25 protein-coding genes are annotated in these 26155 nt (G+C 74.7%); 20 read left to right on the forward strand and 5 right to left on the reverse strand.

The features are described from left to right. The first annotated feature begins 17 nt into the window (after positions 1–17). From rplM to AC3D3D_RS12535, 4 genes are all read left to right on the forward strand, one after another. A complete protein-coding gene (gene rplM / locus AC3D3D_RS12520) occupies positions 18–476 on the forward strand; it encodes a 50S ribosomal protein L13 (RefSeq protein ID WP_463661661.1) in 459 nt (152 codons plus the stop codon). A gap of 29 nt (positions 477–505) precedes the next feature. Then, the gene (rpsI, locus tag AC3D3D_RS12525) at positions 506–997 is read left to right on the forward strand and encodes a 30S ribosomal protein S9 (protein WP_463661660.1); all 492 of its coding nucleotides are present in this window, start codon (positions 506–508) and stop codon (positions 995–997) included. A gap of 131 nt (positions 998–1128) precedes the next feature. Continuing rightward, positions 1129–2493, forward strand: coding sequence for a phosphoglucosamine mutase (gene glmM / locus AC3D3D_RS12530; protein WP_463661659.1), 1365 nt, complete (start codon positions 1129–1131; stop codon positions 2491–2493). A gap of 4 nt (positions 2494–2497) precedes the next feature. Beyond that, complete coding sequence (locus AC3D3D_RS12535; RefSeq protein ID WP_463661658.1) at positions 2498–3295, forward strand: DedA family protein; 798 nt, start codon at positions 2498–2500, stop codon at positions 3293–3295. Between the two features lie 4 nt (positions 3296–3299). Here AC3D3D_RS12535 and coaA read toward each other — a convergent pair whose 3' ends face one another. Then, positions 3300–4292, reverse strand: a complete 993-nt coding sequence (gene coaA, locus AC3D3D_RS12540) for a type I pantothenate kinase (RefSeq protein ID WP_463661657.1) — start codon at positions 4290–4292, stop codon at positions 3300–3302. A gap of 41 nt (positions 4293–4333) precedes the next feature. On the opposite strand from coaA, the gene glmS reads away from it, so the two are divergent. The 11 genes from glmS (at position 4334) to AC3D3D_RS12595 (ending at position 15699) form a co-directional block, all read left to right on the forward strand. Beyond that, positions 4334–6187: a glutamine--fructose-6-phosphate transaminase (isomerizing) gene (glmS, locus tag AC3D3D_RS12545; protein ID WP_463661656.1), complete on the forward strand. Its 1854-nt coding sequence runs from the start codon at positions 4334–4336 to the stop codon at positions 6185–6187. A gap of 11 nt (positions 6188–6198) precedes the next feature. Further along, complete coding sequence (locus tag AC3D3D_RS12550; protein ID WP_463661655.1) at positions 6199–6555, forward strand: holo-ACP synthase; 357 nt, start codon at positions 6199–6201, stop codon at positions 6553–6555. Continuing rightward, positions 6555–8165 (forward strand): NAD(P)H-hydrate epimerase, encoded by a 1611-nt coding sequence (locus AC3D3D_RS12555; protein WP_463661654.1) that lies wholly within the window; start codon positions 6555–6557, stop codon positions 8163–8165. The genes AC3D3D_RS12550 and AC3D3D_RS12555 overlap by 1 nt, the downstream gene beginning before the upstream one ends. 20 nt (positions 8166–8185) lie before the next feature. Continuing rightward, the gene (gene alr / locus AC3D3D_RS12560; protein WP_463661653.1) at positions 8186–9352 is read left to right on the forward strand and encodes an alanine racemase; all 1167 of its coding nucleotides are present in this window, start codon (positions 8186–8188) and stop codon (positions 9350–9352) included. After that, positions 9349–9936: a tRNA (adenosine(37)-N6)-threonylcarbamoyltransferase complex ATPase subunit type 1 TsaE gene (tsaE, locus tag AC3D3D_RS12565; protein ID WP_463661652.1), complete on the forward strand. Its 588-nt coding sequence runs from the start codon at positions 9349–9351 to the stop codon at positions 9934–9936. Before alr ends, tsaE begins: the two co-directional genes overlap by 4 nt. Then, positions 9933–10859, forward strand: a complete 927-nt coding sequence (locus AC3D3D_RS12570; protein ID WP_463661651.1) for a hypothetical protein — start codon at positions 9933–9935, stop codon at positions 10857–10859. The genes tsaE and AC3D3D_RS12570 overlap by 4 nt, the downstream gene beginning before the upstream one ends. A 139-nt stretch (positions 10860–10998) precedes the next feature. Further along, positions 10999–11688 carry a tRNA (adenosine(37)-N6)-threonylcarbamoyltransferase complex dimerization subunit type 1 TsaB gene (gene tsaB / locus AC3D3D_RS12575; protein WP_463661650.1) on the forward strand — a complete coding sequence of 230 codons (690 nt, stop codon included), beginning with the start codon at positions 10999–11001 and terminating at the stop codon, positions 11686–11688. Then, positions 11685–12182 carry a ribosomal protein S18-alanine N-acetyltransferase gene (gene rimI / locus AC3D3D_RS12580; protein ID WP_463661649.1) on the forward strand — a complete coding sequence of 166 codons (498 nt, stop codon included), beginning with the start codon at positions 11685–11687 and terminating at the stop codon, positions 12180–12182. The genes tsaB and rimI overlap by 4 nt, the downstream gene beginning before the upstream one ends. Before the next feature lie 165 nt (positions 12183–12347). Continuing rightward, entirely contained in the window at positions 12348–12980 is a 633-nt protein-coding gene (locus AC3D3D_RS12585; RefSeq protein ID WP_488512648.1) for a succinate dehydrogenase cytochrome b subunit, read from the forward strand. Positions 12981–12991: 11 nt separating this feature from the next. Beyond that, positions 12992–14956: a fumarate reductase/succinate dehydrogenase flavoprotein subunit gene (locus AC3D3D_RS12590; protein ID WP_463661647.1), complete on the forward strand. Its 1965-nt coding sequence runs from the start codon at positions 12992–12994 to the stop codon at positions 14954–14956. A 50-nt stretch (positions 14957–15006) separates the two neighbouring features. Then, positions 15007–15699 (forward strand): succinate dehydrogenase/fumarate reductase iron-sulfur subunit, encoded by a 693-nt coding sequence (locus AC3D3D_RS12595; RefSeq protein WP_488512650.1) that lies wholly within the window; start codon positions 15007–15009, stop codon positions 15697–15699. A gap of 84 nt (positions 15700–15783) precedes the next feature. On the opposite strand, the gene AC3D3D_RS12600 is transcribed toward AC3D3D_RS12595, so the two are convergent. Next, positions 15784–16575 (reverse strand): helix-turn-helix domain-containing protein, encoded by a 792-nt coding sequence (locus tag AC3D3D_RS12600; RefSeq protein ID WP_463661861.1) that lies wholly within the window; start codon positions 16573–16575, stop codon positions 15784–15786. Positions 16576–16661: 86 nt separating this feature from the next. Between AC3D3D_RS12600 and ilvD the strand changes: the two genes are divergently transcribed. After that, positions 16662–18524 (forward strand): dihydroxy-acid dehydratase, encoded by a 1863-nt coding sequence (gene ilvD, locus AC3D3D_RS12605; RefSeq protein ID WP_463661645.1) that lies wholly within the window; start codon positions 16662–16664, stop codon positions 18522–18524. Positions 18525–18639: 115 nt separating this feature from the next. After that, positions 18640–19683, forward strand: coding sequence for a tRNA (adenosine(37)-N6)-threonylcarbamoyltransferase complex transferase subunit TsaD (gene tsaD, locus AC3D3D_RS12610; RefSeq protein ID WP_463661644.1), 1044 nt, complete (start codon positions 18640–18642; stop codon positions 19681–19683). Between the two features lie 81 nt (positions 19684–19764). On the opposite strand, the gene AC3D3D_RS12615 is transcribed toward tsaD, so the two are convergent. Both AC3D3D_RS12615 and AC3D3D_RS12620 read right to left on the reverse strand, forming a co-directional pair. Beyond that, positions 19765–20886: a glutamate--cysteine ligase 2 gene (locus AC3D3D_RS12615; RefSeq protein WP_463661643.1), complete on the reverse strand. Its 1122-nt coding sequence runs from the start codon at positions 20884–20886 to the stop codon at positions 19765–19767. A 130-nt stretch (positions 20887–21016) separates the two neighbouring features. Then, the gene (locus AC3D3D_RS12620; RefSeq protein ID WP_463661642.1) at positions 21017–22270 is read right to left on the reverse strand and encodes a THUMP-like domain-containing protein; all 1254 of its coding nucleotides are present in this window, start codon (positions 22268–22270) and stop codon (positions 21017–21019) included. 253 nt (positions 22271–22523) lie between these two features. Between AC3D3D_RS12620 and groES the strand changes: the two genes are divergently transcribed. Further along, a complete protein-coding gene (gene groES / locus AC3D3D_RS12625) occupies positions 22524–22820 on the forward strand; it encodes a co-chaperone GroES (protein ID WP_463661641.1) in 297 nt (98 codons plus the stop codon). A 137-nt stretch (positions 22821–22957) separates the two neighbouring features. Here the strand turns inward: groES and AC3D3D_RS12630 are convergent, their stop codons facing one another. Beyond that, complete coding sequence (locus AC3D3D_RS12630) at positions 22958–23260, reverse strand: WhiB family transcriptional regulator (protein WP_463661640.1); 303 nt, start codon at positions 23258–23260, stop codon at positions 22958–22960. A gap of 221 nt (positions 23261–23481) precedes the next feature. Here AC3D3D_RS12630 and AC3D3D_RS12635 point away from each other — a divergent pair, with 221 nt between their 5' ends. Together AC3D3D_RS12635 and guaB are read left to right on the forward strand one after the other, a co-directional pair. After that, positions 23482–24579, forward strand: coding sequence for a MerR family transcriptional regulator (locus AC3D3D_RS12635; RefSeq protein WP_463661639.1), 1098 nt, complete (start codon positions 23482–23484; stop codon positions 24577–24579). Positions 24580–24583: 4 nt separating this feature from the next. Continuing rightward, positions 24584–26095, forward strand: a complete 1512-nt coding sequence (gene guaB / locus AC3D3D_RS12640) for an IMP dehydrogenase (protein ID WP_463661638.1) — start codon at positions 24584–24586, stop codon at positions 26093–26095. Positions 26096–26155: the final 60 nt, after the last annotated feature.

Consider the following 26155-nt stretch of genomic DNA (forward strand, 5'->3'; position numbering starts at 1 on the left):
TAGTGAGGCATACGCCCGTGCGCACGTACACCCCCAAGCCCGGTGACATCAAGCGGCAGTGGCACGTCATCGACGCCACCGACGTCGTCCTGGGCCGCCTGGCCAGCCAGGTCGCCACCCTGCTCCGTGGGAAGCACAAGCCGACCTTCGCACCGCACGTCGACGGCGGCGACTTCGTCATCGTCGTCAACGCGGACAAGGTCGCCCTGACCGGGGCGAAGCTGGCCGACAAGAAGACTTTCACCCACTCGGGCTTCCCGGGCGGGCTCAAGTCGACGACGTACGTCGAGATGCTCGCGAAGCACCCGACGCGCGCCGTGGAGCGCGCCGTGCGCGGCATGCTGCCCAAGACGACCCTGGGTCGTCAGCAGCTCGACAAGCTCAAGATCTACGCGGGCCCCGAGCACCCGCACGCGGCCCAGCAGCCGCAGCCCTTCGTCATTGACCAGGTCGCTCAGCAGCCCGCCAAGGCCTGAGCCCACCACCGATACCCACGAGGAGAACCGTGGCCGAGCCCACCACCGAGTTTGACGTCGACGTCGACGACGCACCTGCGAGCTACACGTCCGAGAGCGAGTCGGCCCCCGAGGGCAGCGGCTCGTCGATCACCGCCCCCGGCCAGGCCCTGGGCCGCCGCAAGGAGGCCGTCGCCCGCGTCCGGCTCGTGCCCGGCACCGGCGAGTGGACGATCAACGGTCGCACGCTCGAGTCGTACTTCCCCAACAAGCTCCACCAGCAGCTGGCGCGCTCGCCCTTCACGCTGCTGGACCTCGACGGTCGCTTCGACGTCATCGCCCGCATCGCCGGCGGCGGCGTCTCCGGCCAGGCCGGTGCGCTGCGCCTGGGCATCGCCCGGGCGCTCAACGAGATCGACCGCGACGCGAACCGCGCCGAGCTGAAGAAGGCCGGTTTCCTCACGCGTGACGCCCGCGCCATCGAGCGCAAGAAGGCCGGTCTGAAGAAGGCCCGCAAGGCTCCGCAGTACTCCAAGCGCTGACCGCGCCACCGACGGCCCCGTCCCCTCCGCGGGACGGGGCCGTCGCCGTATCAGGGCAGGTGTACCGATCGACGGACCGGTGCCCACCCGGCAGGCTGGACCCGAGGCACGAGACACGAGGAGGGGACCGGATGGCGCGACTGTTCGGCACGGACGGGGTTCGCGGGCTCGCGAACCGGGACATCACGGCGCGGCTGGCGCTCGACCTCGGCGTGGCCGCGGCGCGCGAGCTCGTCGCCGAGGGGCACACGCACGGGAGCGGGGAGCGGCCGCGGGCCATCGTGGGCCGCGACACCCGCGTGTCCGGCGAGATGCTCTCGGCCGCCGTGGGCGCCGGGCTCGCCTCGGCCGGCGTCGACGTCGACGACGTCGGCGTGCTCCCCACCCCGGGCATCGCGCACCTCACCGCCACCTCCGACGTCGACCTCGGCGTGGTCATCTCCGCCTCGCACAACGCCATGCCCGACAACGGCATCAAGTTCTTCGCCCGCGGCGGGTACAAGCTCGACGACGCCGTCGAGGACCGCCTCGAGTCGCTCCTCGGGACCGACTTCGTCGCGCCGGTGGGCGACGCCGTCGGGCGGCTCGGCTCCGGCTCGGTGCGCGCGGACTCCACCTACGTCGAGCACCTCGTCGGCGCGATCGACCACACCCCCCTCAAGGGGCTGCGCATCGCCGTCGACTGCGCCAACGGCGCCGCCTCGGACATCGCCCCTCTCGCCCTGCGCGAGGCCGGGGCCGACGTCGTCGTGCTCAACGCGTCCCCGGACGGGTACAACATCAACGACGCCTGCGGCTCGACCCACCCCGAGCAGCTCCAGGCCGTCACCGTCGCCGCGGGCGCCGCCTTCGGCGTGGCCTTCGACGGCGACGCCGACCGCTGCCTCGCCGTGGACGGCGCCGGCACGCTGGTCGACGGCGACCAGATCATGGGCGTGCTCGCCACCGCGCTCAAGGAGTCCGGCGAGCTCGCCCAGGACACCCTCGTGGTCACTGTCATGTCCAACCTCGGCCTCCTGCAGGCCATGGACCGGGCGGGCATCTCCACGGTGCAGACCGGCGTCGGGGACCGGTACGTCCTCGAGGCCATGCGCGCCGGCGGCTTCGTCCTCGGCGGCGAGCAGTCCGGCCACATCATCTCCGCCTCGCACGCCTCCACCGGCGACGGCGTGCTCACCGCCCTGCTGCTCGCCGCGCGCGTGGTGCAGACCGGGCGCTCGCTGGCCGACCTGGCGTCGGTGGTCACCCGCCTGCCGCAGGTGCTGCTCAACGTCAAGGGCGTCGACCGGGCCGCCGCGGGCACGGACCCCGGCGTGGCCGACGCCGTGGCCGCCGCCGAGGGCCGCCTGGGCCGGAGCGGACGCGTCCTGCTGCGCCCCTCGGGGACCGAGCCGGTCGTGCGCGTCATGGTCGAGGCCGGCACCGAGGACCGGGCGCGCGAGGAGGCCGAGACCCTGGCCGCCGTCGTCGCCGAGCGCCTCGCCCTGACCGCCTGAGCCCATGGGGCAGGTGCTCGAGCTCGTCGACGCGGTCCAGACCTGGCTGGTGGACCTGGCGGCCTCGCCCTGGGTGCTGCTCATCGTCCTGCTGGGCTGCATCGTCGACGGCTTCTTCCCTGCCGCACCGAGCGAGGGCGTGGTCATCTCCGCCGCCGCGCTGACCGCCGCCGGCCACGGACCGCACCTGTACCTGCTCTGGCCGCTGGCCGCCGTGGGCGCCTTCGTCGGCGACCTCATCGCCTACCGGATCGGGGCGGCGATCCCGCTGGACCGCGTCCCGGTGCTCAACCGCCCCGGCGGGCGACGGGCGGTCGCCTCGGCCCGGCGCACGCTCGGCCGACGGGGGGCCTCGCTGGTCCTGGCCGCCCGGTTCATCCCCTTCGGCCGGGTCGCGGTCAACATGACCGCCGGCGCGGTGGCCTACCCGCGGGCGCGGTTCACCGTGCTGGCCGGCATCGCCGCCGTGGTCTGGTCGAGCTACTCCGTGGCGCTGGGGTACGGGGCCGGCTCGGTCCTGGCCGACCACCCGCTGCTCGGGGTCCTCGCCGGCGTCGTCGGCGGGGTCCTGCTGGGGATCCTCCTCGAGCGGGTCCTCGGCTGGGCGCAGGGGCGCCTGCTGCCCGACCTGGGCGTGCGCACCCACGACGACGACGGCGGACCCGCCGACGACGGCGCCACCACCGAGGCCGGAACCTCGGCCGACGGCGGCACGACCGCCGGCGACGACACCGCCGACGGCGAGCCCGAGGACGCCGACCCGGCGGGGGAGGACGAGGAGCGTCCCGGCCGCGTGGCCTGAGCGCTCAGAGCTTGCGCAGAAGCATCCGGTGCATGCGGTGGTGGCCGTCCTTGGTGATGACGAGCTTGGCCCGGCTGCGGGTGGGCAGGATGTTCTGCTCGAGGTTGGGGGCGTTGATCGACTCCCAGATCTCGGTGGCGGTGCGCACGGCCTCCTCGTCGTCGAGGTCGGCGTAGCGGCGGAAGTACGAGCCCTCCGTGGCGAAGGCCGTCCGGCGCAGCTTGAGGAACCGGTCGACGTACCACCGGCGCACGTCCGAGGTGCGGGCGTCGACGTAGATGGAGAAGTCGAAGAAGTCGCTCACCGCGAGCATCGAGGACCGCCCGGCGCTCGACCGCGCCGGCTGGAGGACGTTGAGGCCCTCGACGATGAGGATGTCCGGGTGCTCGACGACGTTGCGGGCGCCGGGGACGATGTCGTAGGTGAGGTGGTCGTAGACCGGCGTCGAGACCGAGGCTGCGCCCGCCTTGACCGAGGCGACGAAGCGCAGCAGCGCCCGCCGGTCGTAGGACTCCGGGAAGCCCTTGCGGCCGAGCAGCCCGCGCCGCTCCAGCTCGGCGTTGGGCAGCAGGAACCCGTCGGTGGTGACGAGCTCGACCCGCGGGGTCTGGGGCCAGCGCCGCAGCAGCTCGCGCAGCAGGCGTGAGGTCGAGGACTTGCCCACGGCCACGGAGCCCGCCACACCGATGACGAACGGCGTGCGCGTGTAGCTGCCGCCGAGGAAGTGCGCCGACGCGGTGTGCAGCTGGTCGGTCGCCGCCACGTACTGCTGGAGCAGCGCCGACAGCGGCCGGTAGACGACGTCGACCTCGGACAGGTCGAGCGGGTCCCCGAGGCCGCGCAGGTGCACGACGTCGGCATCGGTCAGGGGCAGCGGCGTCGTCGCGGCCAGCCGGGACCACGAGGCGCGGTCGAGCTCGGTGTACGGCGTGAGGTGACGGTCGAGATCCTCGACGGGGCGGCGGTGGTTGCCGCGGGCAGGAGCGTCGTCGGTCACCGGGACATCGTGCCACCGAGGTGGCAGTTATCCTCGCTCCCATGTGTGGAATCGTCGGCCACGTCGGTCGCAGCACCCCGTCCGCCCGCCCGCTCGAGATGGCCATGGAGGGCCTGGCCCGGTTGGAGTACCGCGGCTACGACTCCGCCGGGATCGCGCTGCACACCGGCGAGGAGATCGTCGTGCGCAAGCGCGCCGGCAAGCTCCAGAACCTGCGCGACGCCATCGAGCAGGACCCGGTGCCCGCGGGCGTGGCCTCGCTCGGGCACACGCGCTGGGCCACCCACGGCGGCCCCACCGACGCCAACGCCCACCCGCACGTCGGCGGCGACGGCGCCGTCGCGGTCATCCACAACGGCATCATCGAGAACTTCGCCCCCCTGCGCCGCGAGCTCGTCGCCGACGGCGTGACCATGACGTCGGAGACCGACACCGAGGTCGTCGCCCACCTGCTGGCCGCCGCCTACGACGGCGACCTCACCGCCGCGATGCTCGCCGTCGTCGGCCGCCTCGAGGGGGCCTTCACCATCCTCGCCCAGCACCGCGACCAGCCCGGCGTCATCGTCGGCGCCCGCCGGTCCTCGCCGCTCGTGGTCGGCCTGGGCGAGGGGGAGAACTTCATGGGCTCCGACGTCGCCGCGTTCATCGGTGGCACCAAGGAGGCCCTCGAGCTCGACGAGGACCAGGTCGTCACCATCACCCCCGACACCGTCGAGGTCGTCGGCTTCGACGGCACGCCCGCGCAGGGGCGCCGCTTCACCGTCGACTGGGACTCCGAGGCCGCCGTCAAGGGCGGGTTCCCCACCTTCATGGACAAGGAGATCCACGACCAGCCGGCCGCCGTGCGCGACACGCTGCTGGGCCGCCAGGACGAGTCGGGGCACCTGGTCCTCAACGAGATGCGCATCGAGGAGTCGGTGCTGCGCACGGTGGACAAGGTCGTCATCATCGCCTGCGGCACCGCCGCCTACGCCGGGCACGTGGCCAAGTACGCCATCGAGCACTGGTGCCGCATCCCCTGCGAGGTCGAGCTGGCCAGCGAGTTCCGCTACCGCGACCCGATCGTCACCGAGCGCACCCTCGTGGTGGCCATCTCCCAGTCCGGCGAGACCATGGACACCCTCATGGCCGTGCGCCACGCCCGCGAGCAGGGCTCGAAGGTGCTCGCCATCGTCAACACCTTCGGCTCGACCATCGCCCGCGAGGCCGACGCGGTGCTCTACACCCACGCCGGGCCCGAGATCGCCGTGGCCTCCACCAAGGCCTTCCTCGCCCAGATCACCGCCTGCTACCTGCTCGGGCTCTACCTGTCCCAGCTGCGCGGCAACAAGTACGCCGACGAGGTCTCCGGCTACCTCGAGGAGCTCGCCGCGATGCCGGACAAGATCTCCGCGCTGCTCGAGGCGGAGGAGGAGAACGTGCGCGAGCTGGCCCGGTCGATGCGCGAGGAGTCCTCGGTGCTCTTCCTCGGCCGCCACGTGGGCTACCCGGTGGCCCTCGAGGGCGCGCTCAAGCTCAAGGAGCTCGCCTACATCCACGCCGAGGGCTTCGCGGCCGGCGAGCTCAAGCACGGGCCGATCGCCCTGGTGGACCAGGACCAGCCCGTGTTCGTCGTCGTGCCGACCCCGCGGCGCCCCGTCCTGCACCAGAAGGTCATCTCCAACATCCAGGAGGTGCGGGCCCGCGGCGCGCGCACGATCGTCGTCGCCGAGGAGGGGGACACCGACGTCGAGGAGTTCGCCTCCCACATCATCCGCGTGCCCCGCACGCCCACCCTGATGATGCCGCTGGTGACCACGGTGCCGCTGCAGATCTTCGCCTCGGAGATCGCCGCGGCGAAGGGGCTCGACGTCGACCAGCCCCGCAACCTGGCCAAGTCCGTCACGGTGGAGTAGGAGGCGCGTCGGTGGCGGTGCGCTCGGTGGGGATCGACGTGTGCTCGGTCGCACGGTTCACGGCGGCGCTCGAGCGTTCGCCCCGGCTGCTCGAGCGGCTGTTCACGCCCGCCGAGCGTGAGTTGCCGCCCGCCTCGCTGGCGGCGCGGTTCGCCGCCAAGGAGGCCATCGCCAAGGCACTGGGCGCGCCGGGGGGCATGCGCTGGCACGACTGCACCGTGCGCCGCGTGCCCCACGGACCGCCGCAGGTGGAGATCACCGGGACCGTGGCCGCCCGGGCGGCCGAGCTCGGCATCGAGCGCTGGCACCTGTCGATCTCGCACGACGGCGGGATCGCCGCCGCCGTTGCCGTGGGGGAGGGGGACTGATGCGCACCGCCCTGACCTCGACGGACGTCCGCGCCCTCGAGGCGCCCCACCTCAAGGCCGGCGAGCCGCTGATGGAGCGGGCTGCACGCGCCGTCGCCGACGCGGTGACCGCCGAGCTGCGCACCACCCGCAAGGACGTCAGCGGGTCCCGGGTCCTCGTCCTGGCCGGGGGCGGGGCCAACGGCGGCGACGCCCTGTTCGCCGGCGCCATGCTCTCCGGCGCGGGCGTGCGGGTCGTCGCGCTCGTCGTCGCCGCCGAGCCGCACCCGCCGGGGCTGTACGCGGCGCGCACCGCGGGCTGCGAGGTGCTGGCCGCGCCCGGCTCGGGCTTCGGGGACGCCCCGGTGGCCGGCGACCTGGCGGACCTCTCCCGGTGGGCCGAGCTCGTCGTCGACGGCGCCGTGGGCACCGGCGCGAGCGGTCCGCTGCGCGGTGCGGCGCTCGAGGTCGCCGAGGTCCTCGCCGCCGCCCCGCGCTCGACGGTCGTCGCCGTCGATGTGCCCTCGGGGGTCGGGGTCGACGACGGCACGCTGCCGGGGACGGTGCTGCACGCGGACGTGACGGTGACGATGATCGCCCCCAAGCCGGCGCTGCTCCTGCCGCCGGCGGCGGGCCGCGCCGGCCGGGTCCAGGTCGCCGACATCGGCGTGGCACCGGCGGCCGCGCCGCGCGTGCTGGCCCCGGACGTCGTCGACGCCGCCGAGCAGCTGCGTCCGCCGGGCTGGGCGGACGATAAGTACACCCGCGGCGTGCTCGGGGTCGTCGCCGGCTCGCAGCGGTACCCCGGGGCGGGGGTGCTCGCCGTCGGCGGTGCGCTGCGCACGGGGCTGGGGATGGTCCGGCACCTCGCCGAGGGCCGGGCCGCGGACCTCGTCCTGGCCGCCCACCCCGAGGTGGTTGGCGCCGACGGACGGGTCCAGGCCCTCGTCATCGGTCCGGGCACCGACGACGCCGACGGCGAGCGCCTGGGTGCCGCGCTGCGCCGGGCCGAGGCCGAGCGGGTGCCCGCCGTCGTCGACGCCGGGGCGCTCGACGCCCTGGCAGCGACCCTCACCGGCGACGAGCCCACGGGACGGCAGCTGATCCTCACCCCGCACGCCGGCGAGGCCGCGCGGCTGCTCGGCGCCGTCACCGGCCGGGAGGTGGGCCGCGAGGAGGTGCTCGCCGCCCCGGCGCACGCCGCCGAGCAGCTCGCCGGCGCCACCGGGTCGGTCGTGCTGCTCAAGGGGGCCCGCACGGTCGTCGCCGGGGGCGGCCCGCTGCGGGTGGCCTCCGCCGGCGTGCCGTGGCTGGCCACCGCCGGCACCGGGGACGTCCTGGCCGGCGTGCTGGGCGCCCTGCTGGCGGGCGCCGGCGCCCGCGCCGAGGCCGCCGACCGGTCCCTCGACGCCGCGGCGCTCGCCGACGTCGCGGCGGCCGCCGCCCTCCTGCACGGCGCGGCCGGGCACCGGGCCGCCGGGGAGGCACCGGGCCGGCCGATCTCCGCCGGCGACGTCGTGGCCGCCCTGCCCCAGGTCGTCGCCGACCTGCTGGCGGGCCGCGATCCCGCGGGCGAGGAGGATGGCCGGCGGGGGGCCACCGGGCTGCTCTCGCGGTTCGGGCTGCGGTGAACCCCTGGCACACTGTCGCGGTGACCGACGAGCAGGGCAGAGCGGCGTCCGCGTGGCCCGCCACGGCGCGGGTCGACCTCGACGCCTTCGCCCACAACCTCACCACCCTCCGCGAGATCGCCGGCGGCACCGACGTGCTCGCCGTCGTCAAGGCCGACGCCTACGGCCACGGCCTGCTGCCCGTCGCCCGCACCGCCCTGGCCGCCGGGGCGGCGTTGCTCGGCGTCGCCCAGCTCGCCGAGGCGCTCGACCTGCGCGCCGGCCTCGGCCCCCACGGGCGGGTCCTGGGCTGGCTCTACGCCCCCGGCGCCCCGCTGCAGCAGGCGATCGAGGCCGACGTCGAGATCGGCGTCGGGGCGCCGTGGATGCTCGAGGAGGTGCTGGCCGCCGTCGACGCGGCCGACCGACCGGCGACCGTCCACCTCAAGCTCGACACCGGGATGGCCCGCAACGGGCTGGCCCCCACCGAGCTCGACGGGGTCCTCGCCCGCCTGGGCCCGGCCCTCGCCTCGGGCGCGGTGCGCCTCGCCTCGACCTTCTCCCACCTGGCCAGCGCCGACGAGCCGGCCACCGGCACCACCGAGCGGCAGACCGAGCTGTTCCTCGACCTCGTCGCCCGCATGCGCGCGGCAGGCATCGACCCCGGCGCGCTGCACCTGGCCGGCTCCTCGGGCGTCCTGCTGCACCCGGCGACCCACCTGGACATGATCCGCCCCGGCATCGCCCTGTACGGCGTCTCGCCCGAGGAGGAGGTCGCCCCCGCCGCCGCGTACGGGCTGCGCCCGGTCATGACCGTCGCGGGACGGCTCGTGCGCACGCGCGCGGCCGGCGCCGGCACCCCGATCGGCTACGGGCACACGGCCCGCACGGAGCGGGACACGGTCCTCGGCCTCGTCCCGCTCGGCTACGCCGACGGCGTGCCGCGCGCCGCCTCGAACAGCGTCGCCCCGGCCGTGGGCGGCCGACGCGCCCCCCAGGTGGGGCGCGTGAGCATGGACCAGATCGTCGTCGACCTCGGACCCGGCGCGACCGAGCGGCCCGGCGAGGAGGTCGTCCTGTTCGGCGACCCGGCCCGCGGCGAACCCTCCGCCTGGGACTGGGCGCGCCCGGCCGGCACCATCGCCTACGAGATCCTCACCTCCGTGGGCGCCCGCGTGCCCCGCGTCCACCACGGGGGTGCGGCGTGACCGGCCCCGACGAGCAGGGCGCCGGGCCGGGCGCGGACCCGGTGGCGCCGACCGCGCGCAGCTGGCGCGCGCACGCCCCGACGGCGGACGAGACCCGGGCGGTCGCCGCCGCCCTGGCCGGTCACCTGCGGGCCGGCGACCTCGTCGTCCTCACCGGGCCGCTCGGCGCCGGCAAGACGACCTTCGTCCAGGGGCTCGGCGCCGCGCTGGACGTCACCGGCACGATCGCCTCACCGACCTTCGTCATCGCCCGCGTGCACCGCGCCCGCGGCGCCGGGCCGGACCTCGTGCACGTCGACGCCTACCGGCTGGGCGGGATGGACGAGCTCGACGCCCTCGACCTCGACACCGCGCTCGAAGACTCGGTGACGGTCGTGGAGTGGGGCGGCGGCACCGTCGAGACGCTCGCGGACAGCCGCCTCGAGGTCGTGCTCACCCGGCCCACCGGGCTCGCCGCGGGCGTCGGTGGCGCGGGTGTCGAGGAGGGGGAGGAGCCGGCGGGCGACGAGCCGCGCGGCATCGAGATCACTGCCGTCGGACCGCGGTGGGAGGGCGTCGACCTCTCCGGCGTCGTGGCCCCGTGACCGCGTCCCCTCCCTCCGCGCAGGGCCCGCACCGGAGGGGTCGGGACGGCGCCGCATCGGCCGTGGTGGCCGCGCTGCTCGCGGCCTGGCTGCTGGTCGGCTGGCTGCTGCCGCCCGCCGGTCCCGCCTCGGCCTCGGGGGAGGAGTCCGCCACCGGATCGGGCTCCGAGGGTCCCGCGTCCGAGGAGGTCGACGAGCCCGACCCCACCCTGTCCGACCTCCTCGTCCTGCCGCCGGCCGTCCTGCGCTGGTTCGAGTCCGACGGTCTGACCGTGGCCCGGTCCGGGGCGCCCTCCGTCCTGTCCGACCAGGTCGGCAGCCGTGGCGGCGAGGTGACCGTGGGCAGCCCCAGGCCCGTCCTGACCTGGTCGCCCGAGCTCCTGGCGGGCTCGGCCGAGGACCCCGTCGTGACCACGACGGGCCGTGCCGTCGCCCCGGTCCTGCTCGAGGACGAGGCCGTCGGCGTGCTCGTCCTCGACACCTCCTCGGGCAGCTACGAGGGCGAGGTCCTCCAGGTGCCCGGGCTCGGGCCGGCGCTGCGCGAGCTGCCGCAGACGGTCGGGGTCGTGCACGACCCGCGCACCACGGCCTGGTACCGCTACGCCCACCGCCGCATCGGCCCGCTCGACGCCCAGGCCCAGGTGCTGCTCGCCGGTTCGGCCGACGTCGAGGACTACCTCGACTTCCTGCTCGATCCCGAGCCGACCGCCGCCGCGGCCGACGGCGGCAGCCGGACGGTGGTGTGGGTCGTCGTCGTCGGCGCGGTCGTCGTCGGCGGCCTGCTGGTCACCGCCGGGCTCGTGGTGTGGCTGCGCGGCGACGAGGACGAGCCCGAGGAGCGCCCCAGCACCGACAGCCTGCGCGCCCGCGTGCGCGCCGAGCTGCGCAACGCCCGCTCCGGCACCTGGGACCACCGCGGCTGACCGAACGTGACCGACCTGCTGCCGGCCGCGCTCGGGGCCCCCGACCGGCCCGCGGCCGGCCCGCGGCGCCCCGGCCACCACCGCACCGCCGCCCGGGGTCCGACACCGGCCCCGGCGGCGGTGCCCCTACCCTTGTCCGGTGCGCCTGCTCCTCATCGACACCTCCGCCCGCCCCGTCGCGGCGCTCGCCGACGCCCCGGGCGCCGACCCCGCGGCCGCCGCCCTGCTCGGCGCCCACGAGGGCGCCTCGGACCGCCGGCACGCCGAGGAGCTCGCCCCCGCCGTCGAGTCCCTCGTCGCGGCCCACGGCCGCCCCGACCTCGTGGTCGTGGGCACCGGGCCTGGCCCCTTCACCGGCCTGCGCGTGGGGCTGGTCACCGCCCGCACCCTGGCGCGCGGCTGGGGCGCCGAGGTGCTCGGCGTGCCCTCCCTGGACGCCCTGGCCCGGGCCGCGCTCGACCGGGCGACCGGTGCGGTGGTCGTCGTGGCCACCGACGCGCGTCGTCGGGAGGTGTACCACGGCCGGTACCGGGCTGCGGGCGAGAACGAGGTCGAGGTCCTCGCCGGCCCCGCGGTGGCCGCGCCCGCCGCGGTGCGCGACGCGCTGGTGGCGGGCGACGTCGTCGTGGGGGACAAGGCCGACGAGGTGACCGGCGAGCAGGCGCCCGGCACCGAATCGGCACCGGAGCGACCCGAAGCCACGGCAGCGGCGGCCCTGGCGATGGCCCGGCTCGCCCTGTCCCGCCGCGCCGCCGGGACCGAGCAGCCCACCGAGCCGCTCTACCTGCGCCGTCCCGACGCCGCCGTGCCCGCCCAGGTGCGGGCATGACCTACGGGATCCGGCCGCTGCGCCCGGGCGACCTCGACCGGGTCGCCGAGCTCGAGCCCGCCCTGTTCGGCCCCGACGACTGGTCGGCCGCCACCTACCACCAGGAGCTGCAGACCCCCGGGCGCACCTACCTGGCCACCGTCGACGCCGAGGACCGCCTCGTGGGCTGGGCCGGCGTCGCCGCGGGGGACGAGACCCAGGTGATGACGATCGGCGTCGACCCCGCGCACCGCCGCCGCGGCCTGGCCACGGCGATGCTCGCCGAGCTGGTGGACGTCGCCCGCCGGGCGGGCGCGCGCAGCATGCTCCTCGAGGTCCGCTCCGACGACGACGGCGCCCGCACCCTCTACGAGCGGGCCGGCTTCACGGGCGTGGGGACCCGCCGGCGGTACTACCAGCGATCGGGGCGCGACGCGCTCGTCATGCGGCTCGAGCTGGGCGAGGAAAATATCGATCACATTTCGTCAGGCAATGCTGGCAAAAATGAGCCATGACCATTCTTTGACGCTTCTCGAACGCATTCTGGGACAATCCGTCCCAGCGTCGGTCAAGGCGCAGAAGGTGCTCCGCGCGGGGGTTAGGATCGCCGGGTGACCACCACAGCAGCGCCAGCGAGGGCGCGAACTGCTCGCCGGACGACGGTCGCCCTCAAGGCCGCGATGGCGGTGACGGGCATCATCTTCGTGCTCTTCGTCCTCACGCACATGTACGGCAACCTGAAGATGTTCCAGGGCGCCGAGGCGTTCGACGGATATGCGCACTGGCTGCGCGAGGCCTTCTACCCGATCCTTCCGCACCAGGGTCTGCTGTGGATCATGCGGGTGGTCCTGCTGGCCTCGCTGGTCATCCACGCCGGCGCCGCCTTCGCGCTGTGGCGCCGCGCCCGCGCCGCGCGCGGCACCCGGTACGTGGTGAAGCGGTCCGTGCGGCAGTCCTACGCCTCGCGGACGATGCGGTGGGGCGGCGTCATCCTGCTCGCCTTCATCGTCTTCCACCTGCTGCAGTTCACCACCATGACCGTCGAGGTCGGGGGTTCCTTCGACAGCCCCTACGAGCGCATGGTCGCGGCCTTCCAGCCCGAGCACTGGTGGGTCTACGTCGTCTACCTCGTCCCGATCGTCCTGCTCGCGCTGCACGTGCGCCACGGCGTGTGGTCCGCGCTGGCCACCCTGGGCCTGTCGACGAAGCGGCGCGAGGCCGCGTTCAACGCCGTCGCCGCCGTCGTGGCGATCCTGCTCCTGGTCGGGTTCATGGCGACACCGACGGCCATCCTGCTCGGACTCGTGAAGTGAGTGAGACGTCCATGACCGCACTGATCAACGACCTCTACCGCGAGGGCGAGCCGATCGCCGACACCAAGGCGCCCACCGGCCCGCTCGCCGAGAAGTGGTCCCAGCGCAAGTTCGGCGCCAAGCTCGTCAACCCGGCCAACCGCCGCAAGATCTCCGTCATCGTCGTCGGCACCGGCCTGGCCGGCGGTGCGGCGGCCGCCACGCTCGGCGAGGCCGGCTACCAGGTCAAGGCCTTCTGCTACCAGGACTCCCCGCGGCGCGCGCACTCGATCGCCGCCCAGGGCGGCATCAACGCGGCGAAGAACTACAAGAACGACGGCGACTCCGTGTACCGCCTCTTCTACGACACGGTCAAGGGCGGTGACTTCCGCTCGCGCGAGTCCAACGTCTACCGCCTGGCCGAGGTCTCCACCGAGATCATCGACCAGTGCGTGGCCCAGGGCGTGCCCTTCGCCCGCGAGTACGGCGGCCTGCTGGACAACCGCTCCTTCGGCGGCGTCCAGGTCTCCCGCACGTTCTACGCGCGCGGCCAGACCGGTCAGCAGCTGCTCATCGGTGCCTACCAGGCCCTCGAGCGGCAGATCGGCGCCGGCACGGTGCAGATGAACGCCCGCCACGAGATGCTCGAGCTCGTCGTCGTCGAGGGCCGGGCCCGCGGAATCATCGCCCGCGACATGGTCACCGGCGAGATCGAGACCCACCTGGCCGACGCCGTGGTCCTCGCCTCGGGCGGCTACGGCAACGTCTTCTTCCTCTCGACCAACGCCATGGGCTGCAACGTCACCGCCACCTGGCGCGCGCACCGCAAGGGCGCCTACTTCGGCAACCCCTGCTACACGCAGATCCACCCCACCTGCATCCCCCAGGCCGGCGACTACCAGTCCAAGCTCACCCTCATGAGCGAGTCGCTGCGCAACGACGGCCGCATCTGGGTGCCGAAGCGGGCCGAGGACTGCACCAAGGACCCGCGCCAGATCCCCGAGGAGGACCGCGACTACTACCTCGAGCGGATCTACCCCTCCTTCGGCAACCTCGTGCCCCGGGACATCGCCTCGCGCCAGGCGAAGAACATGTGCGACGACGGCCGCGGGGTCGGCCCCGAGGTCGAGGGTGTGCGCCGCGGCGTCTACCTCGACTTCGCCGAGGCGATCGGCCGGATGGGGCGCGCGGCGGTCGAGGCCAAGTACGGCAACCTGTTCGACATGTACGAGCGCATCACGGGGGAGAACCCCTACGAGGTGCCGATGCGCATCTACCCGGCCGTGCACTACACGATGGGCGGGCTGTGGGTGGACTACGACCTGCAGTCCTCGATCCCGGGCCTGTTCGTCACCGGCGAGGCGAACTTCTCCGACCACGGCGCCAACCGCCTCGGTGCCTCGGCGCTCATGCAGGGCCTGGCCGACGGCTACTTCGTGCTGCCGAACACGATCAACGACTACCTGGCCGAGAACCACGGCTCCCCGGTGCCCGCCGACCACCCCGACGTGGTGGCGGCCGCCGACCAGGTGCGCGAGCGCGTCAACCACTTCCTCGGCAACGCCGGGACCCGGTCGGTGGACTCCTTCCACAAGGAGCTCGGCACCATCATGTGGGAGTACTGCGGCATGGAGCGCACCGAGGAGGGCCTGCGCACCGCGATCGACAAGATCCGGGCGCTGCGCGAGGAGTTCTGGCGCGAGGTCAAGGTCACGGGGAAGAACGAGGAGCTCAACCAGTCCCTCGAGAAGGCCGGCCGGGTGGCCGACTTCTTCGAGCTCGGCGAGCTCATGTGCATCGACGCCCTGCACCGCAGGGAGTCGTGCGGCGGTCACTTCCGCGCCGAGTCGCAGACCGAGGAGGGCGAGGCGCTGCGTCACGACGACGAGTTCGCCTACGTCGCGGCCTGGGAGCACGGGGCGGACGGGGTCCCGGTGCTCCACAAGGAGGACCTGAGGTACGAGTACGTCGAGATGAAGCAGCGGAGCTACAAGTGAAGATCACCATCAACGCCTGGCGTCAGGCCGGCCCCGACTCCGGCGGGTCGATGCACTCCTACCGGCTCGACGACGTCGCTGAGCACATGTCCTTCCTCGAGATGCTCGACGTGCTCAACGAGCAGCTCTTCGCCGCCGGCGAGGAGCCGATCGCGTTCGACCACGACTGCCGCGAGGGCATCTGCGGGGCCTGCGGCATCGTCATCGACGGCGTCGCGCACGGTCCGGAGGTCACCACGACCTGCCAGCTGCACATGCGCTCGTTCAAGGACGGCGACTCGATCACCATCGAGCCGTGGCGCGCCAAGGCCTTCCCCGTGGTCAAGGACCTCGTCGTCGACCGCTCCGCCTTCGACCGGATCATCGCCGCCGGCGGCTACGTCTCGGTCAACACCGGTGCGGCCCCGGACGCGCACGCCGCCCCCGTGCCCAAGACCGACGCCGACCGCGCCTTCGAGGCCGCCGCCTGCATCGGCTGCGGCGCCTGCGTGGCGGCCTGCCCCAACGCCTCGGGGATGCTCTTCCTCGGCGCGAAGGTCACCCACCTGGGGATGCTGCCGCAGGGCCAGCCCGAGCGGGAGGCGCGGGTCGTCGACATGCTCGCCCAGCACGACGCCGAGGGCTTCGGCGGGTGCACCAACATCGGCGAGTGCGCCGCGGTGTGCCCCAAGGAGATCCCGCTCGACGTCATCTCCCAGCTCAACAGCGACCTCGGCCGGGCCACGATCGCCGGCCGCGCCTGAGCCCACCCGACGTCCCGGCGCCCCGTCCCCACCCGGGGGCGGGGCGCCGTCGTCGTCCGCGGGACCGCGTCGCCGGTGACCGGTTCAGGGGGTGGGCGGGGCGTACACCACCACGTGCAGGTCGGTGGCGTCCGAGGGGACGAGGCGGTGGTGCTCGTAGGTGACCGGGCCCAGGGTCGGGTGGTGGAAGGTGCGCAGGCGGGACTCGAAGCGGGAGACCTCGAGCTCGGCGGCGTGGGCGCGGAACTCCGCGCTCGCCGCGGCGAGGCGGTCGACGACGGCCCGGTGGCCCGGCCCCGACAGCCTCGGCCCGGCCTCGGCCCGGAACTCGGCGAGGAAGCGGCGGCTGTCGCGCTCCCAGTCGGGGAGCATCCCGCGCAGCCCGGGGTCGGTATAGACGAGCCACAACAGGTTGCGGTCCGCCTCGGGCACGTCCGCGATGCGGGGGTAGAGCGCGGCGTAGGCCGCGTTCCACCCGAGGATCGCCCAGTCCGCCCGCACGACGAACGCGGGGAAGTCCAGCGCGTCGACGAGGTGCTGGAGGTGCGCGGGGACGCGCCTGCGCTCCTCGGCCGGCGGGGCCGGGTCCTCGCGCTCGGCCAGGGCGAGCACGTAGGAGGTCTCGTCCTCGGTCAGGGTCAGCACCCGCGCGACGGCGAGCAGCACCTGCCTCGAGACGTTGGTGTCCCGGCCCTGCTCGAGCCACGTGTACCAGCTGCCCGAGACCCCGGCCAGGGCGGCGACCTCCTCGCGGCTCAGGCCGTGCGTCACCCGGCGCCCGGCCGGCGGCAGGCCGAGCGTGGCGCGGCTCGAGGCGAGACGCCGGGCGCGCAGGAAGGCGCCGAGCTCCTCGCGTCTGGGGGTGCGCGGCCGGATCACCCCCAGATGGTACTGCCGGTACCAGTACCGACCCCACCGGCTGGCGTGGCCGCGTTCCGGGGGCGGGCGGGCGACCATGGGGCATGCCCGACTACCGTTCCCGCACCGTCACCCATGGCCGCAACATGGCCGGGGCCCGCGCCCTCATGCGCGCCTCCGGCGTGGACGGGGCCGCCATCGGCAGGAAGCCGGTGATCGCCGTCGCCAACTCCTTCACCGAGTTCGTGCCCGGCCACACCCACCTCGCCCCGGTCGGCCGCATCGTCTCCGAGGCGGTCGAGGCCGCCGGCGGCATCCCCCGGGAATTCAACACGATCGCGGTGGACGACGGCATCGCCATGGGCCACGACGGCATGCTCTACTCCCTGCCCTCGCGCGACCTCATCGCCGACTCCGTGGAGTACATGGTCAACGCGCACTGCGCCGACGCCCTGGTGTGCATCTCCAACTGCGACAAGATCACGCCCGGGATGCTGCTGGCGGCGCTGCGGCTCAACATCCCCACCGTTTTCGTCTCCGGCGGCCCGATGGAGTCCGGCCGCGCCACCCTGGTCGACGGCACCGTGCGCAGCCTCGACCTGGTCGACGCCATCTCCGAGGCCGTCAACGACGAGGTCTCTGACGCCGACATCGCCCGCATCGAGGAGGCCGCCTGCCCCACCTGCGGCTCGTGCTCGGGGATGTTCACCGCGAACTCGATGAACTGCCTGACCGAGGCGATCGGCCTGTCCCTGCCGGGCAACGGCTCGGTCCTGGCCACCCACACCGCGCGCCGCGCCCTGTACGAGAAGGCCGGCGAGCTCGTCGTGGACATCACCCGGCGTCACTACGAGGACGACGACGCCACGGTGCTCCCGCTGAGCATCGCCACGCCCGCCGCCTTCGGCAACGCCATGGCCCTCGACATCGCCATGGGCGGCTCGACGAACACGATCCTGCACCTGCTGGCCGCGGCAGCCGAGGCCGGCGTCGACTTCGGCCTGGACGAGATCGACGAGATCTCCCGGCGCGTGCCCTGCCTGGCCAAGGTCGCCCCCAACGTGGCCGACGGGCGCACCTACTACATGGAGGACGTCCACCGGGCCGGCGGCATCCCCGCCCTCCTGGGCGAGCTGCGCCGCGGCGGCCTGCTCGACGAGGAGGTGCACACCGTGCACGCCCGCACGCTCGGCGCCTGGCTCGACGAGTGGGACGTGCGCGGCGGGCGCGCCTCGCAGGAGGCCATCGACCTGTGGCACGCGGCCCCCGGCGGGCGCCGCTCCTCGACCGCCTTCTCCCAGTCCGAGACCTGGGACAGCCTCGACCTGGACGACACCCACGGCTGCATCCGCTCCTTCGCCCACGCCTACTCCAAGGACGGCGGGCTCGGTGTGCTGCGCGGCAACGTCGCCCCCGACGGCGCGGTCGTCAAGACCGCCGGCGTGGACGAGTCGATCTGGACCTTCTCCGGGCCGGCCGTCGTCTGCGAGTCGCAGGAGGAGGCCGTCCGGCGGATTCTCGCCAAGGAGGTCACGGAGGGCGACGTCGTCGTCATCCGCTACGAGGGACCCAAGGGCGGTCCGGGCATGCAGGAGATGCTCTACCCCACCTCCTTCCTCAAGGGGCGCGGGCTGGGCAAGGCGTGCGCGCTCGTCACCGACGGCCGCTTCTCCGGCGGCACCTCCGGGCTGTCGATCGGGCACGTCTCGCCCGAGGCCGCCGCCGGCGGGGTCATCGCGCTGGTGGAGGAGGGGGACACCGTGTCGATCGACATCCCCCGCCGCAGCCTGCGTCTCGAGGTCCCCGACGAGGAGCTCGAGCGGCGCCGCGCCGCCATCGAGGCCGGCGGCGGGTACCGGCCGAAGGAGAAGCGCCCCCGGAAGGTCACCCCCGCGCTGCGCGCCTACGCCGCCTTCGCCCAGTCCGCCGACAAGGGTGCGGTGCGCCTGGTCCCCGAGATCGACTGACCGGGCTCGACCGGGTGGGCATGCGTGCCCGCCCGGACCCGGCCGGCCGGGTGCGGACTGCCGGGTGCGGGCGGCGCCGCAGGGTGCCGGCCGGGCACGCGCGTACGATTCCCCGGTGACCGCACCGCTCGTCCTCGGCATCGAGACCTCCTGCGACGAGACCGGGGTCGCGCTCGTGCGCGGCACCGAGCTCGTCGCCGACGTCACCGCCTCGTCGATGGACGAGCACTCCCGGTTCGGCGGGATCATCCCGGAGATCGCCTCGCGCGCCCACCTCGAGGCCTTCGGGCCCACCCTCGAGGCCGCCCTGGCGCAGGCCGAGGTCGACCTCGACGAGGTCGACGCGATCGCGGTGACCGCCGGTCCCGGGCTCGTCGGCTCCCTCACGGTGGGGGTGGCCGCCGCCAAGGCGCTCGCCCTGTCCGTGGGCCGCCCGCTCTACGGCGTCAACCACGTCATCGGCCACGCCGCCGTCGACGCGCTCGTGCACGGACCCGTCCCGCCGGACTCGGTGGCGCTCGTGGTCTCCGGCGGGCACACCACCCTGCTGGCGGTCGGGACGGGCATCACCGACGTCACCCTGCTGGGCGAGACCCTCGACGACGCCGCGGGCGAGGCCTTCGACAAGGTCGGCCGGCTGCTCGGCCTGCCCTACCCGGGCGGCCCCCACGTCGACCGGCTCGCCGCGACCGGTGACCGCGAGGCCATCCGCTTCCCGCGCGGGCTGACCGCCGCGAAGGACCGCGAGCGGCACGCCTACAACTTCTCCTTCTCCGGGCTGAAGACCGCGGTCGCCCGTGACCTCGAGGCGCGCGAGGCCAGCGGCGAGGCCGTCCCCGCCGCCGACGTCGCGGCCGGCTTCTCCGAGGCGGTCGCCGACGTGCTGGTCACCAAGGCGCTGCGCGCCTGCGCGGACCGCGGCGCCGGCACGCTCGTGGTGGGGGGCGGCTTCTCCGCCAACTCCCGGCTGCGCGAGCTGCTCGCCGAGCGCGGCGGCGAGGCGGGCGTCGACGTGCGGATCCCGCCGATCCGCTACTGCACGGACAACGGGGCGATGATCGCCGCGCTGGGCTCGGCCGTCGTCGAGGCCGGACTGGCCCCCTCGGACCTGACCATCGGCGTGGACTCGGCGATGCCGACGACCATGGTCACCGTCTGAGCCGGTCGGCCGTCCGACCGTCCGGCCGTCTGCGCCTTCTGGCCGACCGGCCGTCCGACCGGTCCCGCCGGGTCGATCCGGTCAGGCGCTCGGCCGTCCGGGCAGCTCGCCGGCCAGGTGCAGCGGCACCGCCTGCCACCCCTCGCGGGCCGCGTGCGCGCGCTGGCGCTCGTACGAGGCCCCGACGTCGAGGATCCGCCCGACCAGGTCGAGCTCGGCGGTGCAGCCCAGCCGCCGCGCCGCCGGGGCCAGCTCGCCCAGCAGGTCGCGCACGACCTGCCGCGCGGGTGCGGAGCCGCCATGGGCGTCCGTGACCAGGTCGCAGTCCAGGCCGAACCGGGCGGCCCGCCACTTGTTCTCCGCCACGAGCCAGCGGGGCAGCGTGCGCGGGGTGCCCCCGTCCTCGAGGCGCTGCCGCGCGTCGTCGACCAGGCACGCGGTCAGCGCGACGAGCGCGGAGAGCTCGGTCAGCGTCGGCGGGGAGTCGGCGATCCGCGACTCCACGGTGCCGAACCGGGTGGGGCGCACGTCCCAGCGGAGCTCGGTCAGCCGCGCCACCGCGCCGGCGGCGGTCAGCGAGCCGGCCACCTCCTCGTAGTCCGCCCAGGAGGTCATGTGGTCCGGCAGCCCGGCGGTGGGCAGCTGCTGGAACATCATCGTCCGGTTGGACGCGTACCCGGTGTCGGTCGCGCGCCACGCCGGAGAGGCGGCCGACAGGCCCAGCAGGGGGCCGACCTGGCCGAGCAGGGCGTGCAGCACGGGGATGGCGTGCTCCCGTCGCTCGATCCCGGTGTGCACGTGCAGGCCGAAGATGAGCATCTCCCGACCCCACCACCCGGTGCGCTCGAGCAGGCGCTCGTAGCCCGGGGCGGTCTCCTGGGCCTGCGGGTCGGCGACCGGGTGCGTGCCGCCGCCGGCGAGCACCAGCCCGCGGCGCTCGGCGGCCACGGTCAGCTCGTCGAGGACGGCGGCGACCTCGCCGACCGCCGAGGCGACGGTGCGGTGCACCCCGGTGACGATCTCGACCGTGTTGGTGAGCAGCTCGTGGGTCAGGCGCGGGTGCGGGGCGCCGCCGGGGGAGCGCAGGTCCTCGATGAGGCGCTCGCCGTCGGGCCGCAGTGCCCCGGTGGCCGCGTCGAGCACCTGGAGCTCCCACTCGACCCCCAGGGTCGAGCGCTCGGAGGCGGCGAAGTCGAGCGGCACGGCGTCATTGTGCCCCGCGGGGTCGCGGTCGGGGCGGCGCGCACGCGGGGCTTCTCGATGCGTGGCGGGCCCGGGCGGACAGTCGGCCGAGGGACGGCCGCGCGGCGCCGTCGCCGGGCCCGAGGCGCGGTCAGCCGTCGTCGGTCCCCGCCGTGCCTTTGTCGGCCCCCGTCGTGCCGTCGTCGACCGGCTCGACGAGCAGCGCGACGTGCCGCCCGCCGGCCCGGGTGAGCACCACGGTGGCGCTGCGGGGCCCGGAGAGCCGGAGCCGGCGTCGGACCTGGTCGACCTGCACGCCGGAGCCGCGCTGCTTGAGGGTGAGGGTGCCGATCTCGCGCCGGGCGAGCTCGCGGGAGAGCCCTCGCACACCGGCGTCGAGTTCGTCGAGGATCCGGTAGGAACGGGCGAACGGCGAGGCCGCGGGCGCGTCGGAGGTGAGGTAGGCGATGCGTTCGGAGACCACGCCCGCCCCCAGGCGGCGGCCGAGCTCGGCCACCAGGCCCGCGCGGATGACGGCGCCGTCGGGCTCGTGCAGGTAGGCGCCCAGGGGGGCGGCCGGCGCCGCCTCGTGCGGCGCGGACGGCGCGGTGGGCTCATCGGCGGCGAGCAGGTGCGCGCGCTCGCCGGCCACGACCAGCGCCGAGCGGCCGGGGCCCTCGGGGGCGGCGTCGCCGAGCCACAGGGCGGCCTCGACGACCTCCCGGTCGACGGAGACCCACTGGGCGTGGGCGTCGTCGGGGATCGCGTCGAGGTCGATGCCCGGGGCGACCTTGATGCCGGCGGCGCGCACGGAGCGGGCCCGGGTGAGGACCTCCGCGAGCGGCGGCCCCCAGCGGCTGGGGTCGGCAAGGCGTCGGCCCGCGGTGTCGCGCCGAGCGGGGTCGGCCCACACCGCGTCCGCGCCGGCCGCCGCGAGGTCGAGCTCGAGCGCGTCGCCGTGGACGACGCGGGCGTCCTCGAAGGGGCCGATGTTGGCGCCGGCGAAGATCGCGGTCACCTCGTCGCGCTCGACGCCCACGACCGGTGTGCCCAGCCCCGCGACCGCCAGCGCGTCCAGGCCGAGCCCGCAGCCGAGGTCGGCGACCAGGCGCGCGTCCGCGGCCCGGAAGCGGCCCGCGTGGTGGGCGGCGACGACCGTGCGGGTGGCCTGCTCGAGGCCGGTGCGGGTGAGCAGCAGCAGCTCGGCCACGGGCCCGAGCTTCTCGGCCGCCTCGGCGCGCAGGGCGAGCTGGGTCAGGGCCGCGGCGGCGAGGTCGGCGTCCATCCCGTGCGCGCGCAGGCGCTCGTTCATCCGCGGTGCCTCGGCCGGCGAGTAGGGCGGCAGGGCGGCCAGCATGGCCCGGCCCTCGGCGGAGGCGAGCAGGCGTGCGGTGGCGGGCTCCATCGGGCCATCGTCGCAGCACTTCCCCCGCCGCACGCCTGACGAACACCCGGCACACTCCCGCCGAGCCCCGACCACGCTCCGGCCGGGGAGGGGACGCTGCCCAGGATCTGGCACTCTGATTGCGTGAGTGCTAACTCTCGCTCTAGGCTGGTCCTCGACGCCCTCACCGGACGGCCGACCCCCGCGACGGCGGACGGACCGAGGAGGACGACAGTCCCAGTTCCATCCCATACGTAGGAAGGGGAGGTCCGCAGTGTCGGTCTCCATCAAGCCGCTCGAGGACCGCGTGGTCGTCCAGACCCTCGAGGCCGAGCAGACCACCGCGTCCGGTCTCGTCATCCCGGACACCGCCAAGGAGAAGCCCCAGGAGGGCACCGTCGTCGCGGTCGGCCCGGGCCGTGTCGACGACAACGGCAACCGCGTGCCGATGGACGTCGCGGTCGGCGACGTCGTCCTGTACTCGAAGTACGGCGGCACCGAGGTCAAGTACTCCGGCGAGGAGTACCTCGTCCTCGCCGCGCGCGACCTGCTCGCCGTCGTCGAGCGCTGAGTCGCACCTCCGCCTGACGCGATCGACCCCCGCTGCCCCCGGCAGCGGGGGTCGATCCGTCTCCGGGCGGGGTCGGGCCGACGGCCCGCCCGCCGGGACCGGCGTCGAGGCTCACCCCGCGCTCGACGCCGGGGTCCTCACCCCGCCCGCGGCGTCCTGCGCCGCGTCTCGGAGCGGTAGATCGTCGAGCGCTCGTCCTCGCTCAGCCCGCCCCACACCCCGTAGGGCTCGCGCACGGCCAGGGCGTGCTCGCGGCAGGACTGCAGGACGGGGCACTGCGCGCAGATCGCCTTGGCCGCGTCGTCGCGACGACGCCGGACGCCGCCGCGCTCGCCCTCGGGGTGGAAGAACTGCTCGGGGTCGACGTCCCGGCACGCCCCGTGCACCTGCCAGCTCCAGACGTCGAGCAGCGGTCCGGGCAGTCGGGACAGATCGACCATGGGTCCTCCTCGTGTGCGGGCGGAGGTGGGGGGTCGGCCAGGCGCCGCCCCCGTACCGCCCTGACGGTCAGATTACGTATTGTGCGAAAGTTGCGCAAGCAGGTGTGCGGGGACACGGGACGGGCGATGTGTCAAGGTCTACGGGGTTGCGCATCTGCCGTGTCTGCACAGGTCGCGGCGCCAGACGTTGCTCACCGGACGAACCGGACAAAGGATGGGGTATGACCGCACGCGCGAGGACCGCCGAGATGGCCGAGGCGGTGGAGTCCCTCGACGGCGCCCACGTCGAGGGCGACCAGGAGGTGCGCCCCGCGGGCGAGGCGCTGCCGGGCGCGGCCGAGGTGCAGGCGGGGGTCGACGACGCCACCGCCCGGGACGAACCCCACCCGGCCCCGCGCGAGGACGCGCACCACGCCCCGCGCGAGGACCTCTTCGACGCGCCCGCCGAGGCGCCGCTGACCGTGGGGGCGCTCGCGGAGCGGCTCGGGGTCTCGCCGTCGACGCTGCGCAGCTGGGACCGGCGCTACGGGCTCGGGGCGAGCGACCACCGGCCCGGCGAACGACGCCGCTACGGGCCCGCCGACGTCGTGCGCCTTGAGCGCATGCGGGCGCTGACGCAGTCGGGGGTGAGCCCGGCCGACGCCGCCCGGGCGGTCACCCGACCCGGCTCGGGTTTCGGCGAGGTCGTGCCCGTGGGCGTGAGCGCCACGAGCCTGGACGTGCGCTCGCTCGCGGCGGCCGCCTCCGTGGGCGACCGCGCCGACGTCCGGATGGCGATCGCCCGGCACGTCGACGCGCACGGCTGGACCGGCACCTGGCAGCGCCTGCTGTCCCCGGCGTGCGACCTCCTGGCCGTGGGGGCCGAGCCGCAGCCGCCCGGCGGCGACGGCATCACCGTCCTCACCGGCAGCGCGCTCGAGGTCGTGCGCACCACCGTCGTCGCCCAGGTCACCGACGAGCACGTGCGGGTGGTCATCCACACCGTGCCCAGGCACGTCCTCGCCGCCCACGTCCTCGCCGGCGCGATGGGGGAGCACGGCGTGGCCACCCGGCTGCGACGCGTCGGGCGCAAGCGGGTACCCAAGGGCGCGCTGCAGGACGTCACCGGGTCCGGCGCGCGCACCGAGGTCCTCGTCGGGTTCGGCCGCGCGGCGAGCGCGCGGGCGATCGCGGGACGCGACGTCACCGGTGGCCCCGCCGTCGTGCTCGTCGGGCCCGGCCTGCCGCGGCACGTCCCCGAGCGGGCGGTGCTGGCCGCCGGTGTGCCGGAGGCGGTGTCGGCGGTCACTGCACTGCTGGACGGCGCGGACCTAGCATGAAGGGGTGACAGACGCCCCCGCACACGACCCGTTCGCCCTCGTCGGACTCACCTACGACGACGTCCTGCTCCTGCCGGGGGCCACCGACGTCATCCCGTCCGAGGTGACCACGACCTCCCGCCTCACGCGCGAGATCGAGCTCGCGGTCCCGCTGGTCAGCGCCGCGATGGACACCGTCACCGAGGCGCGCATGGCGATCGCGATGGCGCGCCAGGGCGGCATGGGCATCCTCCACCGGAACCTGTCCATCGCGGACCAGGCGCAGCAGGTCGCGGTCGTCAAGCGCTCCGAGTCGGGCATGATCACCGATCCCGTGACGATCGGCCCCGAGGCCACGCTGGCCGACCTGGACGCGCTGTGCGCGCAGTACCGCATCTCCGGCCTGCCGGTGGTCGACGAGGACCAGGTCCTGCTCGGCATCATCACCAACCGGGACCTGCGATTCGTCCCCGCAGAGGCGATGGCCGAGCGCACCGTCCGCTCCGCCATGACGCCGATGCCGCTCGTCACCGGCCCCGTGGGGATCTCCAACGCCGACGCCGCCGCGCTGCTGGCCCGGCACAAGATCGAGAAGCTCCCCCTGGTCGACGACGGCGGGCGCCTGCGCGGCCTCATCACCGTCAAGGACTTCGTCAAGACCGAGAAGTACCCGGATGCCACGAAGGACGCCGACGGCCGCCTCCGGGTCGGCGCGGCCATCGGCTACTGGGGCGACGCCTGGGAGCGGGCCACGGCCCTGGCCGAGGCCGGCGTCGACGTGCTCGTCGCCGACACCGCCAACGGCGAGGCCCGCCTCCTGCTGGAGATGGTCAAGAAGCTCAAGGCCGACCCGGCCTTCAGCCACGTCCAGATCATCGGCGGCAACGTCGCCACCCGCGAGGGCGCCCAGGCGCTCGTGGACGCGGGCGTCGACGCCGTCAAGGTCGGCGTCGGGCCGGGCTCGATCTGCACCACCCGGGTGGTCGCCGGCGTCGGCGTCCCCCAGGTCACCGCCATCCACATGGCCGCCCAGGCCTGCCGCCCCGCCGGGGTCCCGGTCATCGGCGACGGCGGCCTGCAGCACTCGGGCGACATCGCCAAGGCCCTGGTCGCCGGAGCCGACACGGTCATGCTCGGCTCCCTGCTGGCCGGCTGTGAGGAGTCGCCCGGCGAGCTGGTCTTCGTCAACGGCAAGCAGTACAAGCACTACCGCGGCATGGGCTCGCTCGGTGCGATGGCCTCGCGCGGGCGCATCTCCTACTCCAAGGACCGCTACTTCCAGGCCGACGTCGACACCGACGACAAGATCGTGCCCGAGGGCATCGAGGGGCAGGTGCCCTACCGCGGCCACCTCTCCGCGGTCGCCCACCAGCTCGTCGGCGGCCTGCACCAGTCGATGTTCTACGTCGGCGCCCGCACCACCGCCGAGCTCAAGGAGCGCGGGAAGTTCGTCCGCATCACCCCGGCCGGGCTCAAGGAGTCCCACCCGCATGACGTGCGGATGATCGCCGAGGCGCCGAACTACTCCGCCCGGTAGCACAGGCGCTCGCGGCGCTCGCGGCGCTCGCGGGGGCCCGGGAGGTCCCGTGGCGGCCGG

It is taken from the genome of Georgenia sp. X1117 (genome assembly GCF_057784635.1).